This is a genomic window from Haloarchaeobius sp. HME9146 (assembly GCF_025399835.1).
Classification (GTDB): domain Archaea; phylum Halobacteriota; class Halobacteria; order Halobacteriales; family Natrialbaceae; genus Haloarchaeobius.
Genome location: NZ_JAODVR010000002.1, coordinates 141,111 through 166,260, shown reverse-complemented (window position 1 = coordinate 166,260; position 25,150 = coordinate 141,111). Strand labels below are relative to the sequence as shown.

At 64.7% G+C, this 25,150-nt stretch carries 22 protein-coding genes; 8 read left to right on the top strand and 14 right to left on the bottom strand.

The genetic code is table 11. From position 1 onward, the window contains the following. Positions 1 to 77 precede the first annotated feature (77 nt). Positions 78 to 1,241 (bottom strand): MFS transporter, encoded by a 1,164-nt coding sequence (locus N6C22_RS18720; RefSeq protein ID WP_261652719.1) that lies wholly within the window; start codon positions 1,239 to 1,241, stop codon positions 78 to 80. Positions 1,242 to 1,434: 193 nt separating this feature from the next. Between N6C22_RS18720 and N6C22_RS18715 the strand changes: the two genes are divergently transcribed. Together N6C22_RS18715 and N6C22_RS18710 are read left to right on the top strand one after the other, a co-directional pair. After that, positions 1,435 to 1,851: an EamA family transporter gene (locus tag N6C22_RS18715; RefSeq protein ID WP_261652718.1), complete on the top strand. Its 417-nt coding sequence runs from the start codon at positions 1,435 to 1,437 to the stop codon at positions 1,849 to 1,851. A 55-nt stretch (positions 1,852 to 1,906) separates the two neighbouring features. Further along, entirely contained in the window at positions 1,907 to 2,335 is a 429-nt protein-coding gene (locus N6C22_RS18710; protein ID WP_261652717.1) for a universal stress protein, read from the top strand. A gap of 58 nt (positions 2,336 to 2,393) precedes the next feature. On the opposite strand, the gene N6C22_RS18705 is transcribed toward N6C22_RS18710, so the two are convergent. The 3 genes from N6C22_RS18705 to N6C22_RS18695 are packed head-to-tail and all read right to left on the bottom strand — an operon-like array spanning position 2,394 to position 5,613. After that, a complete protein-coding gene (locus tag N6C22_RS18705) occupies positions 2,394 to 4,031 on the bottom strand; it encodes a BCCT family transporter (RefSeq protein ID WP_261652716.1) in 1,638 nt (545 codons plus the stop codon). Positions 4,032 to 4,044: 13 nt separating this feature from the next. Next, positions 4,045 to 4,503: a Rieske (2Fe-2S) protein gene (locus N6C22_RS18700; protein WP_261652715.1), complete on the bottom strand. Its 459-nt coding sequence runs from the start codon at positions 4,501 to 4,503 to the stop codon at positions 4,045 to 4,047. Next, positions 4,504 to 5,613, bottom strand: coding sequence for an amidohydrolase family protein (locus N6C22_RS18695; protein WP_261652714.1), 1,110 nt, complete (start codon positions 5,611 to 5,613; stop codon positions 4,504 to 4,506). 372 nt (positions 5,614 to 5,985) lie between these two features. Between N6C22_RS18695 and N6C22_RS18690 the strand changes: the two genes are divergently transcribed. After that, a complete protein-coding gene (locus N6C22_RS18690) occupies positions 5,986 to 6,753 on the top strand; it encodes an IclR family transcriptional regulator (RefSeq protein ID WP_261652713.1) in 768 nt (255 codons plus the stop codon). A 97-nt stretch (positions 6,754 to 6,850) separates the two neighbouring features. On the opposite strand, the gene N6C22_RS18685 is transcribed toward N6C22_RS18690, so the two are convergent. Continuing rightward, positions 6,851 to 8,074, bottom strand: a complete 1,224-nt coding sequence (locus tag N6C22_RS18685) for a saccharopine dehydrogenase family protein (protein WP_261652712.1) — start codon at positions 8,072 to 8,074, stop codon at positions 6,851 to 6,853. 188 nt (positions 8,075 to 8,262) lie between these two features. On the opposite strand from N6C22_RS18685, the gene N6C22_RS18680 reads away from it, so the two are divergent. Further along, complete coding sequence (locus N6C22_RS18680) at positions 8,263 to 9,714, top strand: aldehyde dehydrogenase family protein (protein ID WP_261652711.1); 1,452 nt, start codon at positions 8,263 to 8,265, stop codon at positions 9,712 to 9,714. A 39-nt stretch (positions 9,715 to 9,753) separates the two neighbouring features. Here the strand turns inward: N6C22_RS18680 and N6C22_RS18675 are convergent, their stop codons facing one another. Beyond that, positions 9,754 to 10,518, bottom strand: coding sequence for an IclR family transcriptional regulator (locus tag N6C22_RS18675; RefSeq protein ID WP_261652710.1), 765 nt, complete (start codon positions 10,516 to 10,518; stop codon positions 9,754 to 9,756). A 753-nt stretch (positions 10,519 to 11,271) separates the two neighbouring features. Further along, entirely contained in the window at positions 11,272 to 12,270 is a 999-nt protein-coding gene (locus tag N6C22_RS18670; RefSeq protein WP_261652709.1) for an LLM class flavin-dependent oxidoreductase, read from the bottom strand. Positions 12,271 to 12,370: 100 nt separating this feature from the next. Between N6C22_RS18670 and N6C22_RS18665 the strand changes: the two genes are divergently transcribed. Next, positions 12,371 to 13,804 carry an enolase C-terminal domain-like protein gene (locus N6C22_RS18665; protein WP_261652708.1) on the top strand — a complete coding sequence of 478 codons (1,434 nt, stop codon included), beginning with the start codon at positions 12,371 to 12,373 and terminating at the stop codon, positions 13,802 to 13,804. A 12-nt stretch (positions 13,805 to 13,816) separates the two neighbouring features. Here the strand turns inward: N6C22_RS18665 and N6C22_RS18660 are convergent, their stop codons facing one another. After that, positions 13,817 to 15,361: a sulfatase gene (locus tag N6C22_RS18660; RefSeq protein ID WP_261652707.1), complete on the bottom strand. Its 1,545-nt coding sequence runs from the start codon at positions 15,359 to 15,361 to the stop codon at positions 13,817 to 13,819. Between the two features lie 133 nt (positions 15,362 to 15,494). Here N6C22_RS18660 and N6C22_RS18655 point away from each other — a divergent pair, with 133 nt between their 5' ends. Next, positions 15,495 to 16,340, top strand: a complete 846-nt coding sequence (locus N6C22_RS18655) for a hypothetical protein (protein WP_261652706.1) — start codon at positions 15,495 to 15,497, stop codon at positions 16,338 to 16,340. 24 nt (positions 16,341 to 16,364) lie between these two features. Here N6C22_RS18655 and N6C22_RS18650 read toward each other — a convergent pair whose 3' ends face one another. Continuing rightward, positions 16,365 to 17,522 (bottom strand): hypothetical protein, encoded by a 1,158-nt coding sequence (locus tag N6C22_RS18650; RefSeq protein ID WP_261652705.1) that lies wholly within the window; start codon positions 17,520 to 17,522, stop codon positions 16,365 to 16,367. A 75-nt stretch (positions 17,523 to 17,597) separates the two neighbouring features. On the opposite strand from N6C22_RS18650, the gene N6C22_RS18645 reads away from it, so the two are divergent. Beyond that, positions 17,598 to 18,404 carry a creatininase family protein gene (locus tag N6C22_RS18645; protein ID WP_261652704.1) on the top strand — a complete coding sequence of 269 codons (807 nt, stop codon included), beginning with the start codon at positions 17,598 to 17,600 and terminating at the stop codon, positions 18,402 to 18,404. 18 nt (positions 18,405 to 18,422) lie between these two features. Here N6C22_RS18645 and N6C22_RS18640 read toward each other — a convergent pair whose 3' ends face one another. The 3 genes from N6C22_RS18640 to N6C22_RS18630 all read right to left on the bottom strand — a co-directional run bounded on the left by N6C22_RS18640 (position 18,423) and on the right by N6C22_RS18630 (position 21,786). Continuing rightward, a complete protein-coding gene (locus N6C22_RS18640) occupies positions 18,423 to 19,805 on the bottom strand; it encodes a sulfatase (RefSeq protein ID WP_261652703.1) in 1,383 nt (460 codons plus the stop codon). A 76-nt stretch (positions 19,806 to 19,881) separates the two neighbouring features. Next, on the bottom strand, positions 19,882 to 20,727 hold the full coding sequence (locus N6C22_RS18635; RefSeq protein ID WP_261652702.1) for a GNAT family N-acetyltransferase: 846 nt from the start codon (positions 20,725 to 20,727) through the stop codon (positions 19,882 to 19,884). A gap of 24 nt (positions 20,728 to 20,751) precedes the next feature. Then, positions 20,752 to 21,786, bottom strand: coding sequence for a glycoside hydrolase family protein (locus tag N6C22_RS18630; RefSeq protein WP_261652701.1), 1,035 nt, complete (start codon positions 21,784 to 21,786; stop codon positions 20,752 to 20,754). 216 nt (positions 21,787 to 22,002) lie between these two features. On the opposite strand from N6C22_RS18630, the gene N6C22_RS18625 reads away from it, so the two are divergent. Beyond that, positions 22,003 to 22,968 carry a zinc-binding dehydrogenase gene (locus N6C22_RS18625; protein WP_261652700.1) on the top strand — a complete coding sequence of 322 codons (966 nt, stop codon included), beginning with the start codon at positions 22,003 to 22,005 and terminating at the stop codon, positions 22,966 to 22,968. An 18-nt stretch (positions 22,969 to 22,986) separates the two neighbouring features. Here N6C22_RS18625 and N6C22_RS18620 read toward each other — a convergent pair whose 3' ends face one another. Together N6C22_RS18620 and N6C22_RS18615 are read right to left on the bottom strand one after the other, a co-directional pair. Next, positions 22,987 to 23,946, bottom strand: a complete 960-nt coding sequence (locus tag N6C22_RS18620) for an aldo/keto reductase (protein ID WP_261652699.1) — start codon at positions 23,944 to 23,946, stop codon at positions 22,987 to 22,989. 49 nt (positions 23,947 to 23,995) lie between these two features. After that, the gene (locus tag N6C22_RS18615) at positions 23,996 to 25,096 is read right to left on the bottom strand and encodes a C45 family peptidase (RefSeq protein WP_261652698.1); all 1,101 of its coding nucleotides are present in this window, start codon (positions 25,094 to 25,096) and stop codon (positions 23,996 to 23,998) included. Positions 25,097 to 25,150: the final 54 nt, after the last annotated feature.

Below are 25,150 nucleotides of genomic sequence, written 5' to 3'. Positions count from 1 at the left end.
ACAGCAACAGGGACGTGGCCAAGGTTCACCCCGAAACCCTGTCGTCGAGCTGGCGAACCGACGCCGCCGTTCGTTCCTCAGCCGTCTGCCAGCCACAGCACGGTCACACCGGCACCGAGGAAGCAGACGAGCAGGCTCGCGAAGGCGAGCGAGTAGTCGAACTTCGCGGCGACCAGTCCCACGTATGACGGCCCGAGACTCCCGATGGCGAAGTACGCTGTCCGAAGCGCGCCGAGGTCGCCCCCGACAGTATCCCCCGAGAGCTGGCCGACGAGATGGACGTAGATGACCGGCCAGAACGTCGTCAGCCCGACGGCGAAGACGACCAACCCGAGGATGACCAGCAGGCGGCGGTCAGCGACCACGAGGGTTGCGAGGCCGAGCACGCTGAACCCCGTCGTCACAGCCGCGACACGGAGATGGGACCAGCGGTCTCCGAGTGCGCCAGCGACCGGCGTCGTCACGGTTCCCACCAGGAAGAGACCAGCGAAGCCAAGCGTCGCGGCGAGTTCGGAGAACCCCTTCTCCAGCTGGAGGAACGTCGGCAGGAAGCTCGCAGTCCCCTGCCAGGCGAACAGCGTCATCGCAGTCACCGCGACGAGCGCCCCGGACTGTGGGGTCTCGAACAATCTGACCGCCGTGTTGCGCAGTTCGAGGTCGACGGTGGAGACGGTATAGCTGTCCCTGGTGACGCGATGCAAGGAGAAGAGCACGACACAGAGCAAGAGTGCGACCGGCACGAAGGCGGCCCGCCACGTGGTGTAGGTGAGGGCGGCGGCCGCGAGGGCGGCCGAGAGCGTGCTGCCGAAGTTGACAGCGGCGTCCCGGATTCCGAACGCCCGGCCACGCTTTTCGTCGAAGAGGTCACCGAGCAGGACCATCCCCGCCGGTTCGAACATCCCATAGCCGGCCCCCACGAGCGCGAGACCGAGGACGAACTGCGGGAAGGTGGTCGAGAAGGCCAGCGAGAGGAAGCCGACGACCAGCAGCGTCTGGCTCAGGAGCAGGACGACGGTCGAGGGGAGGCGGTCCGCGTACCGGCCGCCGGGGTACTGGACCAGGGCGTTGGTCGCCCAGAGGACCGAGATGGAGAACCCCGCAGTGGCGGGCGAGATGTCGAACGTCTCGATGATGGAGGGAAGCAGCGGCGCGACGACGAGGACGCCGGAGAGGATGACCACGAGTCCCAGTGCGTGGAGCGATAGCTGTCGGCCGGCGTACCCCGAGATGACGTCTCTCATATCGGTCGTTGTGAAAACGTCACAGGGACGGGTTGAATAGGTAGCGATTGCGGGCAAGTGTTGCTGGCGTGGTCTGGCGGCCTGTTGCTGGCGCGGTGGAGCGGCCACCACTCGAACGGGTTGCATGGTCGCGGCGAGCTCTGACCGCGTCGAAACGGCTTTGTCCCCTCCTCGTGTCGGCTTGACGTACGCAATGTCGAAAGCCACAGTTCTCTTCGCCGGTACAGCCATGATACTCTACGCGGGGTGGGCCTTCTTCGCGAAGCTCGCCACGAGGAACATCCCGGCCGAACAGGCGGTAGTCTACACCTACATCGCCGCGCTCCTCGCGGTGGGGGCCTACATCGGGGTCAACTCCGGCAGTTCCATCGCCGTCGCGACCGACGGCCTCTGGTTCGCCGTGCTCAGTGGGCTCTGCCTCGGCCTCGGAACACTCGCGTACTACATCGCCCTGACCGATGGCTCGGTCGGCATCGCGACCAGCATCAGCGGGATGTACCTGCTGGTAGTGACCGTCCTCGGCGTCGTCTTCCTCAACGAATCCCTCGGGAAGATGAACGTCCTTGGTATCGGCTTCGCCGTCGCCGCCGTCATCCTCCTCGCGCAGTAATCAGTCGGTGAGAACGCACCCGAAGTTCTTACTCAGTGCGCACGAAGCGTCACGTATGGTAGTCGTGGCAGCCATCGATGAATCAGAGAGAGCATCGCGCGTCGCGGACGAAGCTGCGAAACTCGCGGCGGCGTTCGACGACGAACTCCACGTCCTCCACGTGTTCGAGCGCTCGAAGCTCGTCGACGTCCTCGAGGTCACGCTGGACGAGGAGGACGTGACCGAGAACTACGAGGTCCAACAGGCTGCGGACCGGATCGTGGGCTCGGCGACCGATGCTGTTGAGTACCCCGTAACGACCGTCGTACGTGTCGGTGACCCCGTCAAGAACATCGTCGAATACGCGGATGGGGTCGATGCTCGCTACATCGTCATCGGCGGGCGAAAACGGACGCCTGCCGGGAAGGCACTGTTCGGCAGTGTGACCCAGAAGGTGATGTTGAACGCCGACCGGCCGGTCGTCAACGCCGCAGGTAGCAGCTAACGCGAAGCGCAGTCGTCTTCTCCCGGTTCGGTCGAATCGAGCGGTACGTCGAAGTCGTTCAGTCCTCGGTGACCATCGCCGAGTCCTGTGGGCTCCGGTTGGGCCGCGAGGTGCCGGTCCCACTCTCGTCGGGCGACCGGTCGCGGTCGGTGAGCAGGACGGGATGGCGGGATTCGAGTTCCTTGGTCAGCCCGACGAAACACAGCAGGCAGACGAGTGCCACGGGCAGGCCGACGAGGACGATCATGTCCTTGAGCGCCGGCAGGCCGCCCACGATGAGCAGGATGGACGTGAGCACGCCGACGAGGGTTCCCCAGGTGACCCGGTTGATGGTCGAGGGGTCCTCGTCGCCGCCGGTGGTGAACATCGCCAGGCTGAGCGTCGTCGAGTCGACCGTGGTGATGAGGAACGTCAGCACCAGCAGCAGGTACAGCCCCGAGAAGACGCCGCCGAGTCCGAAGGGGACGATCTGCTCGAACAGCGGGAACCCGGCGACCTCGGTCCCGTACTCGCCGACCGCGCCGAGGATGTCGGCCTGGCCGTTGTGCTGGACCCACAGCGAGGAGCCGCCCATCACGATGAACCACGGGAAGGAGGCCGCGGAGGTTCCAGCGAGGCCGGCGAAGACGACCTGGCGGATGGTCCGGCCGCGACTGATGCGGGCCATGAAGATGCCGATCATCGGCGCGAACGAGAACCACCAGGCCCAGTAGAAGACCGTCCAGCCGCCGACCCAGGACGCGCCGTTGGCGACGTTCGCGTAGAGGCTCATCTCGACGAAGTCGTTGACGTACCCGCCGACCGCCTCCGTGCCGAGGTTCATCAGGAACCCGGTCGGGCCGGCGAGGAAGGCGACGACGAGCAGGGTGACGAACAGCCCCATGTTGAAGTGGGAGATGCGGCGGATACCCTTGTCGACGCCGAGTGCGGCAGAGATGGTGAATCCGATGGTGAGTCCGGTCGTGACCAGCAGGATGCCGAGGTCACCGACCTGGACACCCCAGTTGTAGTTGAGTCCGGTCAGGAACTGGGTGACGACGAAGCCGAGCGAGACGGCGACGCCACCGACCGAGAGCACGACGATGCCCATGTCGAGGGGCTTCACCCAGTCCTTGTCGAGGTTCTCGACGCCGATGAACGGCGCGAAGATGGTCGATGGCTTGATGGGCGCACCGTGCCGGTGCACGAAGTACGCGATGGTGACGCCGACGATGAGGTACGCCGACCACGGCGAGATACCCCAGTGCAGCAGGGTGTACTGAATCGCGCCGGGCATCACCGCGGCGGAGCTCGAGCCTGCGCTGAGGAACGGCGGTCCCGACGAGTAGTGGAACAGCGCCTCTGCGGGCCCGAAGAAGACGAGGCCCGTCGAGAGCCCTGCAGAGAACAGCATCGCGAAGAACGCGAAGAACGAGTACTCCGGTTCCTCGTCCTCGCCCCCGAGCTTGATGCGTCCCCACGGGCCCAGCAGCAGCCACAGGCAGAAGCCGACGCAGATGAACATGATGCCGAGATACACCCAGCTGAGGTTCTTCCACAGCCACGTGTTGACGTTGGTCAGTACCTCTGCCGAGGCGCTCGGCCAGGTGCCGAGGACCGCGATCGCGATGACGGTCAGTATCGCCCCACCCCAGAAGACCGATGGTTGAATCTCGTCCCTGAACTCCCCGAACATACTGTCTGATTCGGTGCTCATATCGTGAACCCTCCTAGAGATACACCACGACGGTGTCTTGTTCGACCTCCACGTCGTACGTCTCGACGGGAGGTTCCTCACCTTCTATCTCGACGGAGCAGTTGTCACACCCGCCTCCGTCGGTCGCTACGTCTTCTGCCGGTTCGACCGTCGCCTCGAACGACTTGGCCTTCACCTTGTGCGGGTTGAAGATCGACTCACCCGTCTTGATGTCGAACTCCCACCCGTGCCACGGACAGCGGACGATCTCGCCAGGGCGTTCGTAGTTGAACTCGCCCGGGGTATCGGATTTCGTCGTCCCGGTGACCGGCCCCTTACACAGCGGTGCGCGCTGGTGGGGGCAGTCGTTCTTCAGCGCGAAGTACTCGCCGTCGACGTTGAAGATGCCGATGGAGAACCCCTCGAGTTCGGTGATGTGGCGCTCGCCGGGCTGGATCTCGTCCGCCGGACAGACTTCGAAGCGCTTCTCCATTCAGCGCTCACCCGATTGGACCGGCAGGTCGTACAGTTCCGCGGCGTTCTCGTACCGGATGGCACGCTCCATCTCCTCGTCCATCGGCGGGAACCCCCAGGTCGGGTCGTCGCCGTCCCAGTGGGGGTAGTCACTCGCGAAGATGAGGATCTCGTCGGCGTGCATCATCTCGAGTATCTGGTTGTGATGCTCGGGTTGCTCCGGCTCCTCGATGGGTTGGCTGGCGAACCAGACGTTCTCGCGGATGTACTCGCTCGGCTTCTTCTCCAGCCACGGGACCTGCGAGCGCAGGCCCTTCCAGTTCTTGTCGAGGCGCCACATGAAGTGCGGGAGCCACCCGTAGCCGCCCTCGATGAACGCGAAGCGCAGGTCAGGATACTCGACGAACACGCCTTCGGTGACGAGGCTGGCCAGCTGGCCCATGTAGTATGCGCCGAGTAGGGTGTGCCACTCGATGTAGGTGTTCGGGTGCCCGGCACCGGTCGGCGGGTTGGCGACCCCGTGGCCCTCGGAGAACGGATGGACCCCTACCGCGAGGTCCTTCTCGACGGCTGCCTCGTATATCGGCCAGTAGCGCGGGCGACCGTAGGGGTCCTCGGACCCACCCGGCATGAGGACCTGCTTGACCTGTGGATGGTCACCGTATTCGCGGATCTGCTCGGCAGACGCTCCGGGATTCTTCGGGGCCGCGTAGAGCGACCCGATGAACCGGTCGTCGACCGAGAGGCACTCCTCGATGAGCCACTGGTTGTACGCGTCAGCCAGGGCCGCCGCGTAATCCCTGTTCGGGACTGCCCCGAGGTTGAGCCAGGAGTTCCCCGTGAGGATGGCGTAGTCGATGTCGTTCTTGTCGAGGTGGTCCTCGGCGATCTTCTCGAGGTCAGAGCCGGGCTTGCCCCCATCCTCGGGCTTCTCGTCCTGCCGAAGGAACCCGCCGGGGTTGCGGTACAGCAGGGTCGGCGTGACGATACCGTCTCGCTGGTACTGCTCGGGCAGGTACTTGACGAACTCCGCGTCGTCTTTCCACCGTTGATGGATGTCACAGTCGATCAGCGAGAGCTCGCTCTCGGGTGCCGACTGTTCGCCCACTCGTTGGTGAGGCGTTGTCATAGTGTCCACCCGAACGTACATGGTTGTTATACAAAAACGTTATCCAATCTGCAAGTTATTTACCGATATTTTATATATCTTATTTTGCCGAATGTGTGTGTCTGGGGCCTTCTCCGGCACAGACACCGATTTATCAAAAGAAAACTGATATTCGACAATCGCGAATCTGGTTCTGCGAAGAGACGCTGAACAGTCGTCGCAGAATCGACCGGAAACCCACGTGGCCATCGGCCGTTTCTGTCATGGACGATGACGAGTATCCAGAAGTCGAGCATCGCTACGCCGATACTGCGATACGGTGCGGCCCAGAGACGCCGCCGCCGATTCGATAATCCCGAATCTATTTGTGACTGGTGACGCATTGTCTCTCTCATGGGTGACGAGGCAAACCGGCCGATAAAATCGCTGCTGACCATGGACGAGATGGTCGCGGTACTGGACGAGACGGGTGGTGCGCGCGTGACCGAGGTCGCCGACGAACTCGACAGACCACAGAGCGTCGTCCACGACTACCTCAGCACGCTGCGACAACTCGGCTACGTCGTCAAGAACGGGCCCCGGTACCGGCTCAGTCTTCGCTTCCTCGAACTGGGGTCGAAGGAACGCTCGCGGAAGCCGCTCTACGACATCGCCAAGCCAGAAATCGACCGGCTCGCGGACGAATCGAGCAGTGAACTCGTCTCGCTCGTGGTCGAGGAGGACGGCAAGGCCGTCTGTCTCGCCGCGGCCTGGAGCAGCCAGAGCATCCAGTACAACACGTTCCCCGGGATGCACTTCCACCTCCACTCCTCGGCCACCGGCAAGGCGATGCTCGCGCACCTCCCCGAAGAACGCGTCCACGAGATACTGGACCGACACGGGATGCCCGAACGGACGCCGAACACGGTCACGGACCGGGACGAGCTGTTCGACCAGTTCGAGCTAATCCGCGAGCGCGGCCTCAGCTACGAGCGCGAAGAGTACAAACTCGGTATGATGTCCTACGCAGCGCCCGTTACCGCCGACGACGGCCAGGTCCTCGGTGCGATCAGCGTCTCCGGGCCAGCCCACCGGATGCGTGAAGACGAGGTCGAAGACGAACTGACGAACAAGCTCCTCTCGGCTATCAACATCGTCGAGCTGAACTACGGCGCACGCTGAAGCCTCGATGACCCGCCCTGCGGACTGCGCGCTGTGAAAAGGGGACAGACTCGTTCTGTGGACGATTCGACCGCGTCCGCTTCGACCGCGATTCTCGTTACTTCGCCGGCGTCGTCTCCGGAACGAGTTCGAAGCCGCGTTCCTCCATGGCCTCGAAGTACCGCTCCGGGGAGACACCGCTGGTCTCCGTGGTGAAGATGCCCGACCCGGTCGACTCGCCCGCCGCCATGAGCTGGAGCGTCACGGACAGCGGGACGCCGACGTAGCAGCCGTATTCACGCATCAGCGTGATGTCGTTGCCGTCGAAGAACGGGAAGGGCTGGGTCATGTGGTACACCGACCGAGCGCCGCGGTCGCCTTCGGTCCCGACGACCTCGGTCGAGAGGATGGTCTGGGGCGTCCACTCGGTCTCCGGCGAGAGTTCGCTCGGGTCGCGCCACTCGTCCTCGGCACCCTGCTGGATGATGGCCTGCTGCATCGCCTCCAGCGCGTCGACCTCTGCCCCGTCGACCTCGACCGGGTCCGCATCGAAGAGGCCCGCGTTCAGGAGCGTCTCCTCGTAATCCTGCCACTCAGGGTGCCAGACACCGCGGGTGACGATTCGCTCGACCCCCGTCTCCTGAGCGATGTCCGACCACGGGAACGTGATGGACTCGGGGTGCGTGATGACGTAGGTCTCCTGCTGGCCGACCGGGTCCGGGAAGTCGAACTCCTTGCGCAGGCCGAACGGCGGGAGGTCCTTGGTGACCTCGCCGTCCTGCCAGACGACGCGCTCGTCGACGTTCGGGTCGTGTTCGTAGGTGACCGTGTCGGTGAGGCCCGCGGTCGTCTGCGTGAGCAGCCGCCACATGCCCCAGTAGAAGTTCACCTCGCTCACGTCATCCATGTCCTGGCACGCGAGCATCCCGAGCATGATGGTGCTGACGACGCCACCGTTACAGAACCAGAGCGCACAGCCCGCCTCCTCGAACTCGTCCGAGCGAGCGAGGATGCGGTCGAAGTCGAACGCGTTCAGGTCCACGCCGGTGATGTCACCCACCTCGACGATGGCGTCGAGCACGTTGTCCTCGAACTGGTAGGGGAGCCCGTTGACCACGTAGTCCGCTCCCTCCAGCACCCGCACCAGGTCCGCCGTGTCGGTCGCGTCGACGTCGGTGAAGCTGACCCGCTCGTCGTCGACCACGTCGAGCAGCTTCCGTGCGTTCTCCTCGTCGACGTCCGCGACGACGATCTCGTCGAATCCGCTCGTCTTGTGCAGGTCGTAGACACAGGACGAGGTCATTGCGCCAGAACCGCCAAGTACCACTACTGTTCCGCTCATGTCTCACCAGAGCAGTTTCGACCCCTGACACAAAAACCTTGGGCAAATTGAAACCATTATTACCAGAATTTTGGACAGAGAGCGTTTTACGCGCCCGTTCTCGCACACACGCGAGGGCGGGCAAGGATGCCCCACAATCTTTCCACAAGAGGTAGTCATTTATGTGAGAAACGAGCAGTGTTGGCTGCATGCCAGAGACAGTCGGCAACTTCGTCAGCGGTGAGTGGACAGTATCTGAAACGAACGAGACCTTCACGGTCGAGAACCCGGCCGACCCGGACGACGTGGTCGCGCACTTCCAGCAGTCGAACGCGGCGGACACCGCGGAAGCCATCGAGGCGGCCGCCGCAGCCCAGGACGAGTGGGCGAACACCCCCGCCCCCGAGCGTGGCCGGATTCTCACCCGGACCGCCCAGCAGATAGAGGACCGGCAAGAGGAACTGACCGAGACCCTCGTGCGTGAGGAGGGGAAGGCTCGGCCCGAGGCGGCAGGTGAGGTCCAGCGCGCCGTCGACATCTTCTACTACTACGCGGAGAAGGCCCGTGACCTCGGTGGGGACGTGAAGGCACCGAGTGGCCGCGACACCAACCTCTACACGGTCGGTGAACCCCTCGGCGTGGCCGGGCTCATCACCCCGTGGAACTACCCCGTCGCCATCCCTGCCTGGAAGCTCGCACCCGCTCTCGTCACCGGCAACAGCGTCGTCATCAAGCCCGCCTCGCGGGCCCCGAACGTCGCCCGCAAGCTGGTCGAATGTCTCGACGCGGCCGGGCTTCCCAACGGTGTCGTGAACTTCGTGACGGGTCCCGGGAGCGAGGTCGGCACGGAGCTCACGACGAACGACGCGGTCGACGCCGTCTCGTTCACCGGGAGCGGGAACGTCGGCGACGTGGTCTACCAGCAGGCCGCAGAAGACCAGAAGCGCGTCCAGCTGGAGATGGGCGGGAAGAACCCGACCCTCGTCACCGAGAGCGCAGACGTCGAGGAGGCCGCCGAGATCGTCGGCAGCGGCGCGTTCGGCGTCACCGGGCAGGCCTGCACCGCGACCTCGCGAGCCATCATCCACGAGTCGGTGTACGACGAGTTCGTCGAGGAACTCGTCGAGTATGCGGAATCGCTCTCCATCGGTCCCGGCCTCGACGGCTACGAGATGGGCCCGCAGGTCAGCGCGAGCGAACTCGACGGGACCCTCAGCTACATCGACGTGGGGACGGAGGAAGGTGCGACCCTGGAGACGGGCGGTGAAGCGCTCGACGAGGGAGAGTACGAGTCCGGGCACTTCGTCGAACCGACCGTCTTCTCGGACGTTTCGCCGGACATGCGCATCGCCCAGGAGGAGATTTTCGGCCCGGTCGTCGGCGTCATTCCGGTGTCGGACTTCGAAGAGGGCGTGGCGGTCGCGAACGATACCCAGTACGGGCTCGCGGCCAGCGTCGTCACCGACGACCTGACCGAGGCGAACCGCTTCGTCGACGAGGTCGAGGCGGGCGTCGTCAAGGTGAACGAGAAGACGACCGGCCTCGAACTCCACGTCCCATTCGGCGGGATGAAGGCCTCCTCCAGCGAGACCTACCGCGAGCAGGGTGACGCCGGCCTCGACTTCTTCACCACGACGAAGACCGTCTACTGCAACTACTGACGACCGACCGAACCCTGTTCGATAACATCGAACAGCATCTCAATACTGCTTCAGATTTATCTCGATGAGGTTCGCGGCCCGGCGAAGCATGTCGGGCAGTTCCTCGCGGTACCGCTCCTCCGGCAGCCTCGTCGCGGGCCCTGAGACGCTGATGGCCCCGAGTACGTCCCCCTCGGGGCCTCGAATCGGCGCACCCACACACCGCAATCCTTCACCGTATTCCTCGTCGTCGAACGCGACACCGCGCTCGCGGACATCGACCAGCGTCTCGTGGAGCGTCGCCTCGTCGGTGATGGTCTGCTCGGTGTGCGCCGGGAGGCCGTGCTCGTCCAGTATCTCGTCCACGTGCTCGCGAGGCATGTGCGCGAGCATGGACTTCCCGGTCGCACTGCAGTGCAACTGATGGACGTCCCCCGCATCGGTCGAGAACTGGATGGTCTGGTCACCCTGGGTCCGGTAGAGGTACACGCCACGACCGTTCTCCTCGACCGCGAGGTTCGCGAGTTCGTTCGTCTCCCGCGCGAGTTCGTCCACGTGCGGCCGCGCAAGGTTGTAGATGCCCGTCTGCGTCCGTGTGTGTTCGCCGAGCTGGAGGAACCGCAGACTCAGGCGGTAGCGACCCTCCTCGGCCACGACGTAGCCCTGCTGTTTGAGCGTCGTGAGGTGCCCATGCACCGTGCTCTTGGAAACGTCTACCTGGTCGGCGATCTCCGTGACCCCTGCCTCTCCGAGGGCTTCGACTGCCTCGACGATACTCAACAGCGTTTCGTCGCTTCGAATCGAGCCGGGCATGGGGTCGGTCATGCTGGTTCGGACGACGTGGTGAACCGTAATATGTGGTTGGCTTTTGTTCGCGAGTGTTCGACCTGACCGAATATGACCGTGGGACAGTACACACCGGCCTCGGAGGGATGAACCTGGTAGCCGACAGTGGTCGTGCCCACAGGTCTGTTCGATGATGTCGAATGCACCACCAACAGAACGCGTCGACACGACGGAACACACAGACGCTGCCGTCGGCCCACCACTCGTAGCGACCATGTTCCAAGACAGGCCGAGTTACACACCTATACTCGTAACACCCTCTACGCGAGCTCGTCGTTCTTCCCTGCTGAACAGCCGAGCCGACGCAGCGGTCCTCGACCGCCTGTGGGAAACGACAGATTCGTTCTGTGGCGCACCCCCAGTGAGACCGCAGAATCTGGATGTCCGCCTCACGTGGCCTCACAGAGAGGGGTTACGCTCGGGGTGTTTCGCGCACCTACCTGTCCCACTCGGCACAAGCCACCGTTCAGACAGGGTGGACAGGCTCTCACTGCAGAGCGGAGCCGGTCGCCCGGTCCGGGCTAAGTCGCACCCCGTCCTCCTGACAGAGGCCGAACTACGATATCGACTCACGGGCCACACCGGACCCGCATTCCGGGAGTGTCGCTTTCGAGCCATCTCCGGCTCGTCCGCACGTGAAGACGAGAACCAGTTGGGACACAATAGTGAACTCTGTTCCACAGAGCTGAACGCCCAGGACGGCTAGTCCCGATGGCCCACCACTGGGCCGTCTCAGGCGAAGTGTGGGAAGACCTCGTCCTCGAAGAGGTCGATGGTATCCCGCGGGTCCCCACAGACCGACCCGACGAGGACACGCGTGACGCCAGCAGCCTCTAGAGCTTCGAGGTCGTCGATGACGCGACCAGCATCTCGGGTCATCCGGTAGTCCTCGACGAGTTCGTCGTCGCTCTTCTCCGCCAGACGTCTGTCGGCCACCTCCTGGATGACGCGCGGGTCCGGCGTGTCGAGTTCCGTCTCGTCGGGGACGTACTCACCGCGGTCTCGCACTTCGGCCACGAGGTCGGCGGGGTCTCCGACGTTGACGGTGAACTCGGTCGTCACATCGGCAGCTGTCGGGTCACGCCCGGCCTCGCGCAAGCCCTCCTCGAACGGCGGCATGAGTTCGTCCCTGATGAACGCCGGCGGGGCGACGGTGAGGATGTTCCCCGCGTACTTCCCCGCACACCGACACGATTGCGGGCCCCAGCCCGCCCAGTGAAACCGGAGGTCTGAGCGAGGGCGCGTCGCGAGCCGGATGTCCTCGTACTGGTAGTACTTCCCGTCGTGAGACTGGTACTCCTCGGACTTCCAGAGCGCCCGCATCAGCTGAATCGTCTCGATGAGCATTCCAGCGCGCTGGCCCCACTCCGGCCAGTCACCATCGTAGAACGGCGCGTCGTTGACCGCCTCGCCGACCCCAACACCGAACTCCAGTCGCCCCGGATACGCGTTGTCCAGCGTCGCGAGTGCCTGTGCCAGCACTGGCGGATGATACCGCATCGTCGGACAGGTCACCGAGGTTCCGACCGGCACTTTCGGGACGGCCTCCATCAACGAGCCGAGCCACGCGAGCGTGTGATGTGCGTAGGGACGGGAATCCAGCCACGGCAGGAAATGGTCACCGATCCAGATGCCGTCGAAGCCCGCGTCGACGGCGTCCCGCGCGAGGTCGATATCCTCGCCGGGAGGGCGGAAGCTCCCGAACACGTTGTAGTGTATCTCCAGGGGCATACTCCTGCTTTGGAAAATCGGGGCTTAAAGATATGGGTGCGGTGGATCGTCCCTTCCTCTACCCTGTCTATTTATGTCGTTCTCGACGGTACGAGGTGCAATGCTCGACGTTGTCGCGACCCGTGGAGCCACCATCGACCTCGCCCTACGCATCCCCTTCCACTTCGGGAACGCGACGGTTCGGCGCGTCCCACACCTGCTGTTGGCCCTCGACATCGATGTCGATGGTCGGCGAACACAGGGACTCGCCGCAGAGAACCTCATCGCCCCGTGGTTCGTCAAGGACCGGGACCGGTCCTACGAAACAGGAGCTGCGGAGATGGTCGAGACGGTCGCGACGGCGTGTCGGTCCGCCCTCGACCTGAATCCCGTCGGGTCCGCGTTCGCGCTCCAGCAGGCAGTTTCGGCCGCGCAGGCGGACCACTACGCGGGAACCCACACCCCGGCACTCGAGTACGGATTCGGCGTGAGTATGGTCGAACGAGCAGTTATCGATGCGGTCTGTCGGCAGAACGGTCACTCGTTCTCCGACGGCCTCCAGGCGGGTGAGTTCGGTATCCGACCGGGGGAGATCTACGACGAGTTGACCGGGGTTCGCCCGACGGTCGCGCTCTCCGAACCACCGCTTCACTCGGTCGCACTGCGACACACCGTCGGGTTCACCGACCCCCTGCGGCGAACTGACGTACCAGCCGGAGACCGCGTCGACGACGGACTCCCACACTCGCTCGAATCGTACATCGAGTCCCAGGGCCTCGACCACTTCAAGGTGAAACTCAGCGGGGACGTGACCGCCGACGTCGACCGCCTCACCGACGTCTGGGAGGTCATCTCCGCGGTCACGTCGCCGACCGTTACCCTCGATGCGAACGAGTCGTACGAGGACGCCGAATCGTTCCGCGATGCCTGGCGAACCATCGCTGACGTCGACGCCCTCTCCGAGATGGTCGGCCGAACCGCGTACGTCGAACAGCCACTCCATCGGGACGAGGCCCTCACCGGTGCGACCGCCCGTGTCTTCGACGGGTGGACTGACCGGCCGCCGGTCATCATCGACGAATCAGACGACAGGGACGACCGTCTCGGCGACGCGCTCGACGTTGGCTACGCCGGCACCAGTCACAAGAACTGCAAGGGCGTGTTCCGCGGAGTCGTGAACGCATGCCTTCTCGAACACCGGCGTCGGTCTGGCGAGGGACGATACGTCATGAGTGCCGAGGACCTGACGACCGTCGGACCGGTCGGGCTCCTGCAAGACCTCGCCGTCGTCTCGGCGCTCGGGTTCGGTCACGTCGAACGGAACGGTCACCACTACATCCACGGGCTGGCGGACTTCCCGGACAAACAGCAGAGGGAAATCCTAGCGACACACGGTGACCTCTACCGGCCGCAAGGGGTGGGTGTCCCGACGGTCGACGTGACCGATGGCCGAATCGACATCGGTTCCGTGGTCGAGGCTCCGTTCGGGTACGACTTCGACCTCGATATCACTGCGACTCCGTTCGAGCAGGTTCGCGAGCTGGAGCTGGCGTGATGGCCCTCGCCGTCAGTCGCCTGCACCGGGCGGATACCGCCTCGCACGGTCGACGATAGCCCGTTGCTGCTCGGTTCGCCCGTTCGCCGCGTAGTACTCGGCGAGTTCCTCGGGGTCGACGTACAGGAACGGGCCCGATTCGACGGCCATTCTGGCGAGCGGGTCCTCGCCCGCAGCGTCGACAGAAGAGAGGACCTCGGCCGTCCAGCGGTCGAGTTCAGTCCGCAACTCGGCCGTGACCTCGGGCTGGGCGGTGACGAGGTTCTCGGTCATGTGCGGGTCCGCGTCGAGGTCGTGGAGGAGTTCCAATCCCCCCTCAGGCAGGGCGGGGTCGTTGTACTGTCCGGGCATGGAGAACACGCCGGGATGGAGCAGCCGGATGTACACCCACTGGTCGCGGTACACTGCGCGTCCGAAGGTGTAGATGCCGTGCCCACAGACGAGTGAGTCGCGGCCGCCATCAGGTTCTCCCCGAAGTGCGGCCGTGAATGGCTCGGCGTCCCAGCCTGCCGGAATCGGGACGTCACTGGCGTCACAGATGGTCGCCAGCAGGTCGAACTGGTAGCACAGGTCGTCGACTCCGGTTCCGGCCGCAGCATCGGTGAGGCCCGGCCACGAGACGACCAAGGGCACGCGCTGGCAGGCGGGGTCCGGGAACGCGTGTTCCGCGTAGATACCGTGTTCACCGAACGCCTCCCCGTGGTCACCGGTGACGATGATACACGTCTCATCGCGGACGCCGTGGGCGTCGAGCGTCGCCAGCAGTGTCGCGACCTCATCGTCGACCCGTCGAATCGCCGCATCGTACCCGTCGATGAGGTGGGTCGCGTCAGTCCTGTCGGCGATTCGCTCGGGGAACGGCCACTCCTCGCGAAGCGCCGATATCCCCTCGTCGTCGATGTTCCCCGGCACAGGCCAGAGGTCTGCGGTCCGGATACCGGTCCCGCCCTGCTGGGCGTCGATGGCGTCCTGGTCGGGCCAGGCTGCTGGCGGGCCGGAGTCTCGAACGTCGTCGACGTAGGGCGTGATTCCCAGGTACGGGTGGTGGACGTCCCAGTAGTTGACGTGCAACAACCAGTCGTCGTCGCTCGCGTTCGCGTCGAGCCAGCGGGTCGCTGCAGCCGTCACGTCTGCACCGTCCTCCTGGGCCACGAGTCCGGCAAGCGGCGTCGGCTGGATGTGCTCCTGGAAGCCCGCGGTGAAGTGATGGGCGAGGTGGCGCTGGGCGAACCCGGTGACGGTCACGGTCCGGATGCCGTGTTCCATCAGGTGCCGGAACGAGAGCGGCCGCTCGGGGTCCTGCTGGTGTCCTTCGCCGGGTTCGTCGTACCACTGGCCGGAGCCGTAGTGGGTGACCACGCCCGTCTTCGCCCCGACCCGGCACGTCGCGAGGGCGGTTCGACTGGGCAAGCACGGCGAATCGGAGACGTGACACCGGTCGAACCGTACCCCCTCCTCGGCGATGGCGTCGATGGTCGGTGCGGTGTCGCGAGTGTAGCCATAGCAGCCCAGTCGGTCCGGGCGCAACGAGTCGATGTCCACCAGCAGGAATCGCATGCCGCTACTTCGCCTACCGGCAGCAAAACGCTATCGCCGGGGAGCACCAGCCGCCGGACAGCGAGTGCGCGTTTCGAGAAAAATAGTTCGGGTGACACGAATCTTTATGCCTGCGTATTGGCATCGTGTAGCAATGGGAGACGACGTTCCAGCGGACCGACCCCGTGAGCGACAGCGGACGATCTCACGGCGACGGGCGATTCAGATGGGGCTACTGACGATGGGTGCTGCGGGACTGGCCGGGTGTTCGGGAGCCGCCGATGACGGCGGTACCGAGACGGCGACCGACACACGAACTGCGTCAGCGACCCCCACCGAGACGGCGACAGCGACCCCGACAGCTACCGAAACCGCGACCACCACGACCCCGGAGTTCGACACGCTCGCGATTCAGCGTGGGTCCATCGATGTCACGGACCTCTCGTCACTGGGCGCGCCGACCGTCCCACTGGAAGACTTCGACGCCTGGCTGGGGGATACCGGCGAGGGCGATATCTGGCTCCGGTGGGACGAGGAGCAGTTCTACTTCGCGGCTGCCGTCCAGAACTCCCACTTCGAGAAGTTCATCGGGACCGAGAAGATCGTCTGGGACAACGACGCATTTCAGGTCGGGATGGCCCCCGGCGCGCCGACCGGCGCGTCGAACTTCGTAGAGCTGAACTTCGGTGATACGTTCGAGGGACCCATCCTCTGGCACGTGATGCAACCCTCGGACGAGGCCTCTCGCTCGGTTACCGATATCGACATGCGCGTCGAACACTTCCCGGACGACGGCGAGGGACGGACCGAGTTCGCCTATGCGATACCGTGGTCGGAACTCGGCCACGAGTTCGACCCAGCCCCCGGTACCCGGCTCTCCCTGACCATCGCGCAGCACGACCGTCAGGCCGAGCGAGGCGAACACTGGCGTACCTACGGCGGCGGGATGCTCGGTGTCAAGGAGCCAGCGAGCCTCGGCACGGCCGAATTCACCGAGTAGAAACCCGCTCTCCCGGTCGGTTCATCACCTGAACGCGTCGGCAATCCACTCCAGCTGTGCGTCGCTCGCGAGCCCGTGATGGTAGACGAACACGTCACCGTCTGTCTCGGCTCGGACAGCCTCGACCAGAGTTGCCAGTGTGTCAGCGTCGGGGACGGCCTCGGGGTCCAGCGTCAGCCCGACGTCGACCGGTTCGTCGACGACTGCCTGAACGCTGGCGAGTCGGCGCCTGGCTACCGTGGGGTCAGAGACGTAACAGAGGGCGGTGAAGCGGTCGACGTGCCCTGCGAGCTCGGTGAGTCGGACGCCGGTCGGCCAGAGGTCCGCCACGTCGAACCCGAACGCTTCACCGACGTAGTAGTTCACCGGCACGTCGCCCGCGGCGTCGGCGATGGCTTCGACCAACTCCGTGACGACAGACGCACGGAAGGAGAAGAGGTCGTCGAGGAGCGGGTACTCGACAGTCAGGGCCTCCAGTGATGGCAGCCCGTCGTGCGGGCTCGCCATCGCCTCGGTCACCAGCTCTCTGACGAGCGTCTGTGCCGCGCCCATATCGAGGTCCGTCGCAGTCTCGCGACAGCCCGCACAGAAACATTGCGAGAGGAGGACCTCCTCCGTCGTGCTCGTCAGGACGGACCGCTTGTCGTGGCCGAAGGTGTCACTGTGGCCGTGGAAGACGCCCGGAAAGCCGACGGATTCGAGCTGTATCTCGCCGATATCATAGGTGGCGATCGCGCCCGTGAGAGCCGCGAAGTAAGCTCGAACCGCCGGGTGCGATGGACAGAGCGAGTGGTCGTGCGCATCGCCGAAGGCACTCTCTATCCGGAAATCGGGGTTCTCCGCACCGAGGCGCGAGTTGTGCAGGCAGACGGTCCAGGCGTTCACGGTGATGTTCTCGGCCTTGGCGCGAGTACAGAGGTCGGCGAGCTGGTCGGCGACGCCGGCTCCATCGTCCACGCGCGGGGTGATTGGAACCTCGGCGAACGCATCACCGGGGTCGAAGTACAGCCCACCGGGCCGTTCGACGAACAGGTGGTCGGGTGTCCGCGGGTTCAGCGACCGAACGGAGTGATAGCTGGTGGCGAGGTTGACCGTGTCGATACCGTGCTCTCGGAGCGTGGCGAATGCGTCGTCAGGACCCTCGGCGTAGAGGTTCCATGGATACGTCCAGACGGCTGGCATTGTCCAGAGATTGATTCGGTAGCGCATAAACGTACGGGGGCCAACGGTTAAGTCGACCCGCACCCCTCTTGCCGCATGGCGTTCGACTCACTCGAGTCCAGTCACAGCTGGGCAGCCCGCACCTACCCGGAAGTCCTCGAAACGGCCGAATCCGCGGGTTCGATCCTCATCGTCCCCGTCGGCAGCATCGAACAGCACGGCCATCATCTGCCGGTCGCGACCGATACGCTGCTCGTCGACGCGGTCGCGAACCTCGGTGCTGACCGTGTCGAGGGAGACGTCCCGATTCTCGTGACGCCCCCAGTCTGGTCGGGCTACTCCCCACATCATCTCTCGTTCGGTGGGACCATCACGACGACATTCGAGGGCTTGCTGGGCCTGCTCGAATCGGTCGCCGATTCGGCGCTCGAGAACGGCTTCGACGCGATACTCCTGTTGAACGGCCACGGCGGAAACATCGCGCTGGTCAACGGTGCCGTCTCGACCATCGGCGTCGCCCACCCGGAGACCGAGGTCCTGGGCCTCACCTACTTCCAGCTCGCCGGGTCGTTCATCGACGACATCAGGGAGAGCGACCTCGGGGGCATGGCCCACGGTGGCGAGTTCGAGACCTCGCTCATGCAGTACCTCTACCCCGACCTCGTCCACGAGGACCGCTTCGAGGCGACCTCGTGGGAGACCGAGTACGACCACGGCCCCTCGGACATGTTCGCCGGTGGCCCACTCGCGTCCTACCGCGGGTTCGATGAGTACTCCGAGTGCGGTGCCATCGGCGCGCCGGAACTCGCGTCCGCCGAGAAAGGTGAGGTCATCGCGGAGCTCCTCGGTGACGAACTCGAAACGATTCTCCGGGCGGTCCACGAGTACACCCGCGGGGAGTGACGGGTCGGCAGCGCCGACTCAACAGAACTCGTCGACGTCGCGGGGTACCCAGGGAGACTTCTGGATGCGTTCGAGTTGCTTCGCCGAGGGCGGCCAGTCGCCCTCCAGCAACCGGTCGTCGGTCTCGACCATCCACTCGTCGACCACGCCACGCAGTTCCTGTAGCGTCTCCTGGTGGGCCGGGTCGTCGGCGAGGTTCGTCATCTCGTTCGGGTCCGCCTGCAGGTCGTACAGTTCCTCCTCCGGGCGTTGTTCGCCGTAGAACTCCTCGCGAACCTCCTTGCCGGCGGCGGCAGAGAACAGCGGGGCGGGAATATACACCAGCGGTACGTCGCCGAAGTTCCGGATGTACTTGTAGCGGTTCGTTCGCACCGCCCGCATCGGATTGTACTTGCTGTGCCAGGTGAACTCGACGAAGAGCCGTTCTCGTGGCTCGTACGAGCCCTCATCAGTGACGAGCGGGGCGAAGCTCCGACCGTCGATGTCGGTCGGTTCCTGCCCTCCCACGAGGTCCAGCATCGTGGGCAGGAAGTCGACGTGCGAGAGGAGGTGGTCATCGCGGGCCCCCTGCGTGGTGGTGCCGGGCCACCGGACGATGAGGAACGTCTCGACGCCCGGGTCGTAGCAGGTTCCCATCGCCCGCGGGAAGCCGATGCCGTGGTCGGTCGTGAACACCAGGATGGTGTCGTCGTCGAGCCCTGATTCGTCGAGCGCATCCACGATGCGACCGACCCCGTCGTCGACCGCGTGTATCATCCCGTGGAAGTGCGCGAGGTCTTCGCGGATTCCCGGTCGGTCCGGAAGGTACGGGAGCGGCTCGACCTCGTCGGGGTCGTCGGCTCCATACCCTGGCAGGTCGAACGTCCAGCCGCAGTCCAGGCAGCGCTCGACGAGTGGTTGGCGGTGCACCTCGGAGAAGCCGACAGAGGCGAAGAACGGGTCGTCGTCGTCCGCCTCGTCGCTCTCGAGGAACGCCTCGACGCGCTCGGCGACCGTCTCGGCCGGTTCGTCGACGTTGAACTCGTGGGTCGACCCCTGGACGTGCTGGAAGCCAACGTCCTCGGCGTCCCCGCAGATGTGCTGGAGGCCGAAGAGGTAGGTCCGGTAGCTCTCGTCGTTGAGGAAGTCGACCAGTGTCCGCTCGTCGTCGTGCAGGCTCCAGCCGAGATGGGCGAGCCCGATGAGGCCGTTCCGGTGCGGGTAGCGGCCGGTCCACATGCTTCCGCGTGCTGGCGAACAGTGCGCAGCGGTGCAGAAGTAGTTCTCGAACGTGATGCTCTCGGTCGCGAGCGCGTCGATGTTCGGGGTCGCCACCTGTTTCCCGTAACACCCGAGGTACCGCCCGAGGTTGTGGGGATGGATGACGATGACGTTCGGCGAATCGGCTGTCGCTGCAGTCATACCCCGGAGGAGGTCGGGTGGCTACTTAGCGTTTGGCGCGGCCGAAACCGCGGAATCAAGAGGCAGTCTGGAGCCGTCACCCGAGTTCGAACCCGGCCGCCGCGACGACGGCATCACCCATGAGCGCCGGGTTCGAGGCCTGATGCGTCATGCGCGTCAGGTGCCGGTGCTCGGTCAGCCCGAACCGACCCAGTTCCGTCGCGTATCCCGACTCGCCGAGCACGTCGACGATGACGCGTCGATCCGGGAGGGAGTCGGCCACCGCTTCCAGCAACGCCTCCAATGTCTGCCCGTCCCTCGCGATGACCGGTCCCACCTGCCAGTGTGTTCGACCCGGTCGAACTATCGCGTACCCCCGGTCGTCCGCGGCCTGGAACGCCACCGTTCCCTCCTCGGACAGCAGCCGAGACAACAGGTCGCCCCTGTCGACACCGCACGCCTGCTCGTCGAGTTCACGAAGCCGAGCGACTGGTGGATCCCGCACGACAGGGGGGGTTCCATCGAACGCGGATGACGCGGTGGCCGGTGGCACGGTGAGTTCACCCTGCCACCGTGTGATGGGGGCCACGTCGACGAACTGGACGTTCTGGTACACCGCCCGGCCCGCGTCTGTCGCATCGAGGCCGACCACCTCGAGGCCCACCTCGATTGCGGCGTCCAGAGCCTGACGGAATATCTCCATCCCGTATCCCTGTCTGCGATGGCTCTCATCGACGAGCACCATCCCGACCCACCCCACCTCGTCGTACGAGACAAGCGTCGACGTCGCGACCAGTTCCCCGTCGACGACACCCGCGAAACAGAGTTCGGGTGCCAGGTCGAGCAGGCGGGTCCAGTCCGCTTCGAGCTGGTTCCAGCCTGCCTGTGTCGACAGCGCCAACGCAGCTGGAACGTCCTCTGGGCGAAGCGTTCGAATCTTCATGGCCGATGTATCACTCTCCACCAATCATGGCGAATCGACCTCGAACACGTGGCCAGTGGCGGTCCCGAATGGGCCACCCCGCATGGCATTGAACAGGTATCGCGGGTGGCCGTCCTCCATCAGGACCTTCGGCCGCTCGAACCGTCCGTACCGAATCAGGTCGTGGTCGTTCTCGGCCTCCCCGTAGTACCGTTCGGCTTCGTGGTAGCCGATTTCGGGCGGCATCGCGAAGTCGATGCCATCCTCGGAGCTGAACAGGAGCCCCGAACACGGGCTGAATCCGGAGCGCCCCGACTGCACGCCGAAGTCTCGGGTGAGCAGGTGGATGGTCCCGTCTTCCACGAAGGCACACGGGTCCTCGACGCCGACGGGTCGCTGGTCGGTGAGAGTCCGCGGGTCGATGATGGGGTTCTCGGGGTGCTTCTCGTATGGCCCAAGGAGGTCCTCGGCGATTGCCACGCCGATGGTGTCGTTCCTGACGTCGCTGTCGCGGCCCGTCCAGGACCGGTAGTAGATGAAGTACCGACCATCGGGATGGGCGAGCAGCGAGGGCGTGTCCACCGAGACACTGTCCCACTCGCCACGCTCGCCCCGGTCGATGATGGGATTGTCGGGGTGTCGCGTCCACGGGCCGTCCAGCGAATCCGCGAACGCCATCCCGATCTTCGTCCGCTCGACCAGGTTCTGGCTGTACGCGAGGCTGTTCCCGACGTAGAGCATCACGTAGCCGCCGTCCACCTCGTGGACCTCCGGATTGTGGACGGTGACGCCGTCCCAGTTGTCCCCGCCCGCCCCCGCGAGGACGACAGGGTCGTCGACGAGCTGGTACGGGCCTGCGGGGTGGTCTGCGACCGCATGCACTATCTCGCAGTCGATGAGCCAGCCGATCATCCCGTGCTTGCGTCGCCAGCGAGAGTAGAAGACGTGTACCGTGCCGTCAGGGCCATAGATCGGTGAACAGCCCCAGATGTAGTGGTACCGGTCTTCCAGAATCCGTCCGAGTGGCTCGAGTCGCGTACTGAACGCCGATTCCTGGAGTTGGGTCGGTTCGTCCGTCATCTGGACGGATACCTCCGAATAGGTGGGGAGTGGTCTGGATGCCGCATCGAGCAGAGTACAGCGAGCCAGGGTATAATCGTACCGCTGCCCCACCGACCGGGGCTCGCCACGCGGTTCGCAAGTACCTCCGCCGCGCCCGCCGGAAGCTAGAAGTCACCGGTCTGCGACTCTCGGAGCACGTAACCGGGCGAGTAACCGGTATCCAGAGGACAACTAATGAAAGCACTCGTCAAGACCGAAGCAGGCGAAGGCGCGCTCGAACTCCGTGACGTACCGATTCCGGATATCGGCCCGGACGACATCAGAATCGAGGTCGCGGTCTGTGGTATCTGTGGAAGCGACCTACACATCGAAGCGGGAACACACCCCTGTGACCCACCTGTCGTCCTCGGCCACGAGTTCAGCGGTATCGTCGATGCGGTCGGTGAGAACGTGGACACGTTCGACGTGGGGGACCGGGTAGGGTACCGCCGACCCTGGAACCCGTTCCCGGGCGTCGGGGCCGATGGTGGCTTCGCACGATACGTGCGTGCCCCGGCGGCGAACGTCTGGCGACTCCCGGACGACATCAGCTTCGCGGAGGCGACCCAGTACGAGACCGTCATCGGCCCGATGACGTGGGTCAGAGAGACCGCGGGCCTGGAGACAGGTGAACGGGTCGTCGTATCCGGCCCGGGACCCATCGGCCTCCTCGTCGCGAACATCGCCAAGATGGACGGCGCGTCGTCGGTGGTCGTCCTGGGAACCGACGCAGACGTCGACGTTCGGTTAGCAACCGCCGAAACGATGGGTGCCGACGAGACCTTCGTCTTCGGCGAGGAAGCACTGGCAGCCATCGAGGCTGAACCGCCGACCGTGTGGTTCGACACGTCCGGTGCGCCGCCAGCCATCGAGGCCGCCGTCGACCACGTCGCGCCGGGCGGTCGAGTCGTCTGCAACGCACTCGGAGATGGCCCATGGAATATCGACATGCGACGGGTCGCCTACCACAGCATCCAGATTCGCGGCCGCTGGGGCGGTGACAGCGACACGCTCCCGGCAGCCGTCGAGGCGATTCAGGCGGGAGACCTGCACGTCTCCGACATCATCACTGATACGCTCCCGCTGACGGAGTGGGAGACGGCGTTCGAGCGACTGCGAGAGAAACGGGACATCAAACTGCTGCTGGACCCGTCCCGGTGAGCCGGGTCCCCGACTGACTTACTCGTCGTCTGGCTCGCCGTAGGCGTCGGTGATGCGGTCGAACTGCTCGTCCGAGAGCGAGACCTCGACCGCACCGAGGTTCTCCTCCATCTGCTCGACGGTCCTGGCCCCGAAGATGGGGACGCATGTGAACTCTCGTTGGTCGATGAGCCACCGGAGGGCGACCTGGGCCATCGACGACTCGGTCTCCTCGGCGACAGACTCGATGGCAGAGACGACCCGAACCTGTCGGTCCGAGAGTTCCATCTCCCAGCCGTTCAGGTCGGCACGCGAGCCGTCCGGGTTCTCGCTCCCGGAGTACTTCCCGGTCAGGATACCCGCCTGCAGCGGCGAATAGGAACACACCGCGAGGTCTTGGTCGGCACAGACGTCTAGGTAGTCGCGGGGGTGGTCGGCCGCGTTGAACCGCGGCTGGGTGACGACGAACTCCTCCAGTCCTTCGACGTCCGCGGTCCAGAGCCCCTTGGTGAGCTTCCATGCAGCCATCGCGGATGCGCCGATGTAGTGTATCTTCCCCTCTTTGACGAGCTGGTCGAGCGTCCGGAGCGTCTCGCGGACCGGCGTGTCGTCGTCGAACCGGTGGAGATAGTACACGTCGATGTAGTCGGTGTCCAGGCGGTCCAGCGTGCCCTCTATCTCGGCACGGATGTTCTTCCGCGAGAGGTTCTCCGAGAATCGTGAGTTCTGCGCCCAGAACACCTTCGAGGCGACGACGTAGTCCTCGCGGTCGCGCTCGGCAAGCCACTCGCCGATCCAGCGCTCGGACTCGCCATCGCCGTAGTCGTTGGCGGTGTCGATGAAGTTCCCGCCCGCCTCCTCGAAGGTGTCGAGCAGCTCGTGTGCCTGTTCCCGGGTCGTCTCTACCGTCCCGTCGGCTGCCTCCTGATTGAACCGCCAGGTTCCAAAGCAGAGCTTCGAGACGTGCAGTCCGCTGGAGCCGAGTGTCGTATACTCCATGGATACAGAGTGGCAAGGGGGACCTTAGCTGTACGGGTCGCGACCGCGTCTACAGCTGAAGTTCGGCGTACTCCCGCTCACAGGGCGGCCCATCGGTCACGACGAACCGCCGTTCGGTGAGGTCGATGACGAAACTCCCCTTCGTCTGTGTTCGGTCCAGTTCGTCTTCGGTCTCGTCCGGGTGGCGGCAGATGCTCTTCGGACGCCCGAAGTGGTCCTGCAGGACCGCCTGTGCCGCCTCGACGGAGAGCTCCGTCCCTTCCTGCAGAAGCAGCCGTCGCAGCCGGTTCGAGCGACAGAGCGTATCCGGACTCCGGATCTCGAGTCGACTCTCCATCTCGGGCCCTTCGAGGTGATTGGCGTGTGTCAGCAGGTGGGTCCTGTCGTCCGGGAAGATGTGGTTCGCGGTCGTCGGTCCGAGTTCCAGATCGATGAGTTCTCCCTGTGCGTGCCCGAGGATGACGTTCGCCGAACAGGCCCTGTTCTCGGTCAACAGCGCCCCGATGGCGTGGTCGAACCGTGCCGAGTCGAGGACCTCACGGAACCGCACGTGGTAGGGTGTCCTGAACGGCTCCTCGCCGTCGTCGGCCGTCACCAGCCCGTTCAGCAGCATCCCGATACCGTGCTCATTGAAGCCGACTTTCCCACCGACGATACCTGCTTCCGTCATCACGAGCATGTCTGGTGCCGTGTCTCGGCGAAGCTCCATCACGAACGTCGACAGTGGAACGAGCCAGTCCCAGTTCTGCCCGATGATGGTGTGCCCATTCGCCGTAATCTCCGGACGGGCACCGAAAGCCGTACAGCCATCCGCGAGATCCGCTGCCTCCGTGTGCCAGGCCCCGTAGAGAACCTCGTACCGTGCGTTGAGCACGGTGATATCGACCAGCGAGCAGTCGCTCGCATCGGCGATTCCCTGCATCTCCTCGTAATAGCTCTCGTTTGCCGTGGCGATGACGTCGACGAACTGCTCGGCCATCTCGTACACAGCGGATTCCTCCACACCGCAGTAGGTGAACGTCTCGAGGTAGGTATCGAGGTTGTGGCTGATCTCGTCACTGAACGCCTCGCCGTGCGTGACCCCACGCTCGTAGGGCGTCCCGGTGAGCGTGAGACACCGCAGTGTCGCTTCGTTCGAACTCCCGGTCATTACGACCCTCTTCTCGCATAGAGTATTTAAACCTGCATCCGGTCGACCCCGGTA

Bases quoted from the DNA above. Each gene is read 5' to 3' on its own strand.
- N6C22_RS18640 (WP_261652703.1), bottom strand. From the start codon at position 19,805: ATGACTGCAGCGACAGCCGATTCGCCGAACGTCATCGTCATCCATCCC.
- N6C22_RS18625 (WP_261652700.1), top strand. From the start codon at position 22,003: ATGAAAGCACTCGTCAAGACCGAAGCAGGCGAAGGCGCGCTCGAACTC.
- N6C22_RS18685 (WP_261652712.1), bottom strand. From the start codon at position 8,074: ATGAGCGGAACAGTAGTGGTACTTGGCGGTTCTGGCGCAATGACCTCG.
- N6C22_RS18630 (WP_261652701.1), bottom strand. From the start codon at position 21,786: ATGACGGACGAACCGACCCAACTCCAGGAATCGGCGTTCAGTACGCGA.
- N6C22_RS18670 (WP_261652709.1), bottom strand. From the start codon at position 12,270: ATGCCCCTGGAGATACACTACAACGTGTTCGGGAGCTTCCGCCCTCCC.
- N6C22_RS18645 (WP_261652704.1), top strand. From the start codon at position 17,598: ATGGCGTTCGACTCACTCGAGTCCAGTCACAGCTGGGCAGCCCGCACC.
- N6C22_RS18695 (WP_261652714.1), bottom strand. From the start codon at position 5,613: ATGACAACGCCTCACCAACGAGTGGGCGAACAGTCGGCACCCGAGAGC.
- N6C22_RS18720 (WP_261652719.1), bottom strand. From the start codon at position 1,241: ATGAGAGACGTCATCTCGGGGTACGCCGGCCGACAGCTATCGCTCCAC.
- N6C22_RS18675 (WP_261652710.1), bottom strand. From the start codon at position 10,518: ATGACCGACCCCATGCCCGGCTCGATTCGAAGCGACGAAACGCTGTTG.
- N6C22_RS18715 (WP_261652718.1), top strand. From the start codon at position 1,435: ATGTCGAAAGCCACAGTTCTCTTCGCCGGTACAGCCATGATACTCTAC.
- N6C22_RS18635 (WP_261652702.1), bottom strand. From the start codon at position 20,727: ATGAAGATTCGAACGCTTCGCCCAGAGGACGTTCCAGCTGCGTTGGCG.
- N6C22_RS18705 (WP_261652716.1), bottom strand. From the start codon at position 4,031: ATGAGCACCGAATCAGACAGTATGTTCGGGGAGTTCAGGGACGAGATT.
- N6C22_RS18650 (WP_261652705.1), bottom strand. From the start codon at position 17,522: ATGCCAGCCGTCTGGACGTATCCATGGAACCTCTACGCCGAGGGTCCT.
- N6C22_RS18680 (WP_261652711.1), top strand. From the start codon at position 8,263: ATGCCAGAGACAGTCGGCAACTTCGTCAGCGGTGAGTGGACAGTATCT.
- N6C22_RS18710 (WP_261652717.1), top strand. From the start codon at position 1,907: ATGGTAGTCGTGGCAGCCATCGATGAATCAGAGAGAGCATCGCGCGTC.
- N6C22_RS18615 (WP_261652698.1), bottom strand. From the start codon at position 25,096: ATGACCGGGAGTTCGAACGAAGCGACACTGCGGTGTCTCACGCTCACC.
- N6C22_RS18660 (WP_261652707.1), bottom strand. From the start codon at position 15,361: ATGCGATTCCTGCTGGTGGACATCGACTCGTTGCGCCCGGACCGACTG.
- N6C22_RS18655 (WP_261652706.1), top strand. From the start codon at position 15,495: ATGGGAGACGACGTTCCAGCGGACCGACCCCGTGAGCGACAGCGGACG.
- N6C22_RS18700 (WP_261652715.1), bottom strand. From the start codon at position 4,503: ATGGAGAAGCGCTTCGAAGTCTGTCCGGCGGACGAGATCCAGCCCGGC.
- N6C22_RS18665 (WP_261652708.1), top strand. From the start codon at position 12,371: ATGCTCGACGTTGTCGCGACCCGTGGAGCCACCATCGACCTCGCCCTA.
- N6C22_RS18620 (WP_261652699.1), bottom strand. From the start codon at position 23,946: ATGGAGTATACGACACTCGGCTCCAGCGGACTGCACGTCTCGAAGCTC.
- N6C22_RS18690 (WP_261652713.1), top strand. From the start codon at position 5,986: ATGGGTGACGAGGCAAACCGGCCGATAAAATCGCTGCTGACCATGGAC.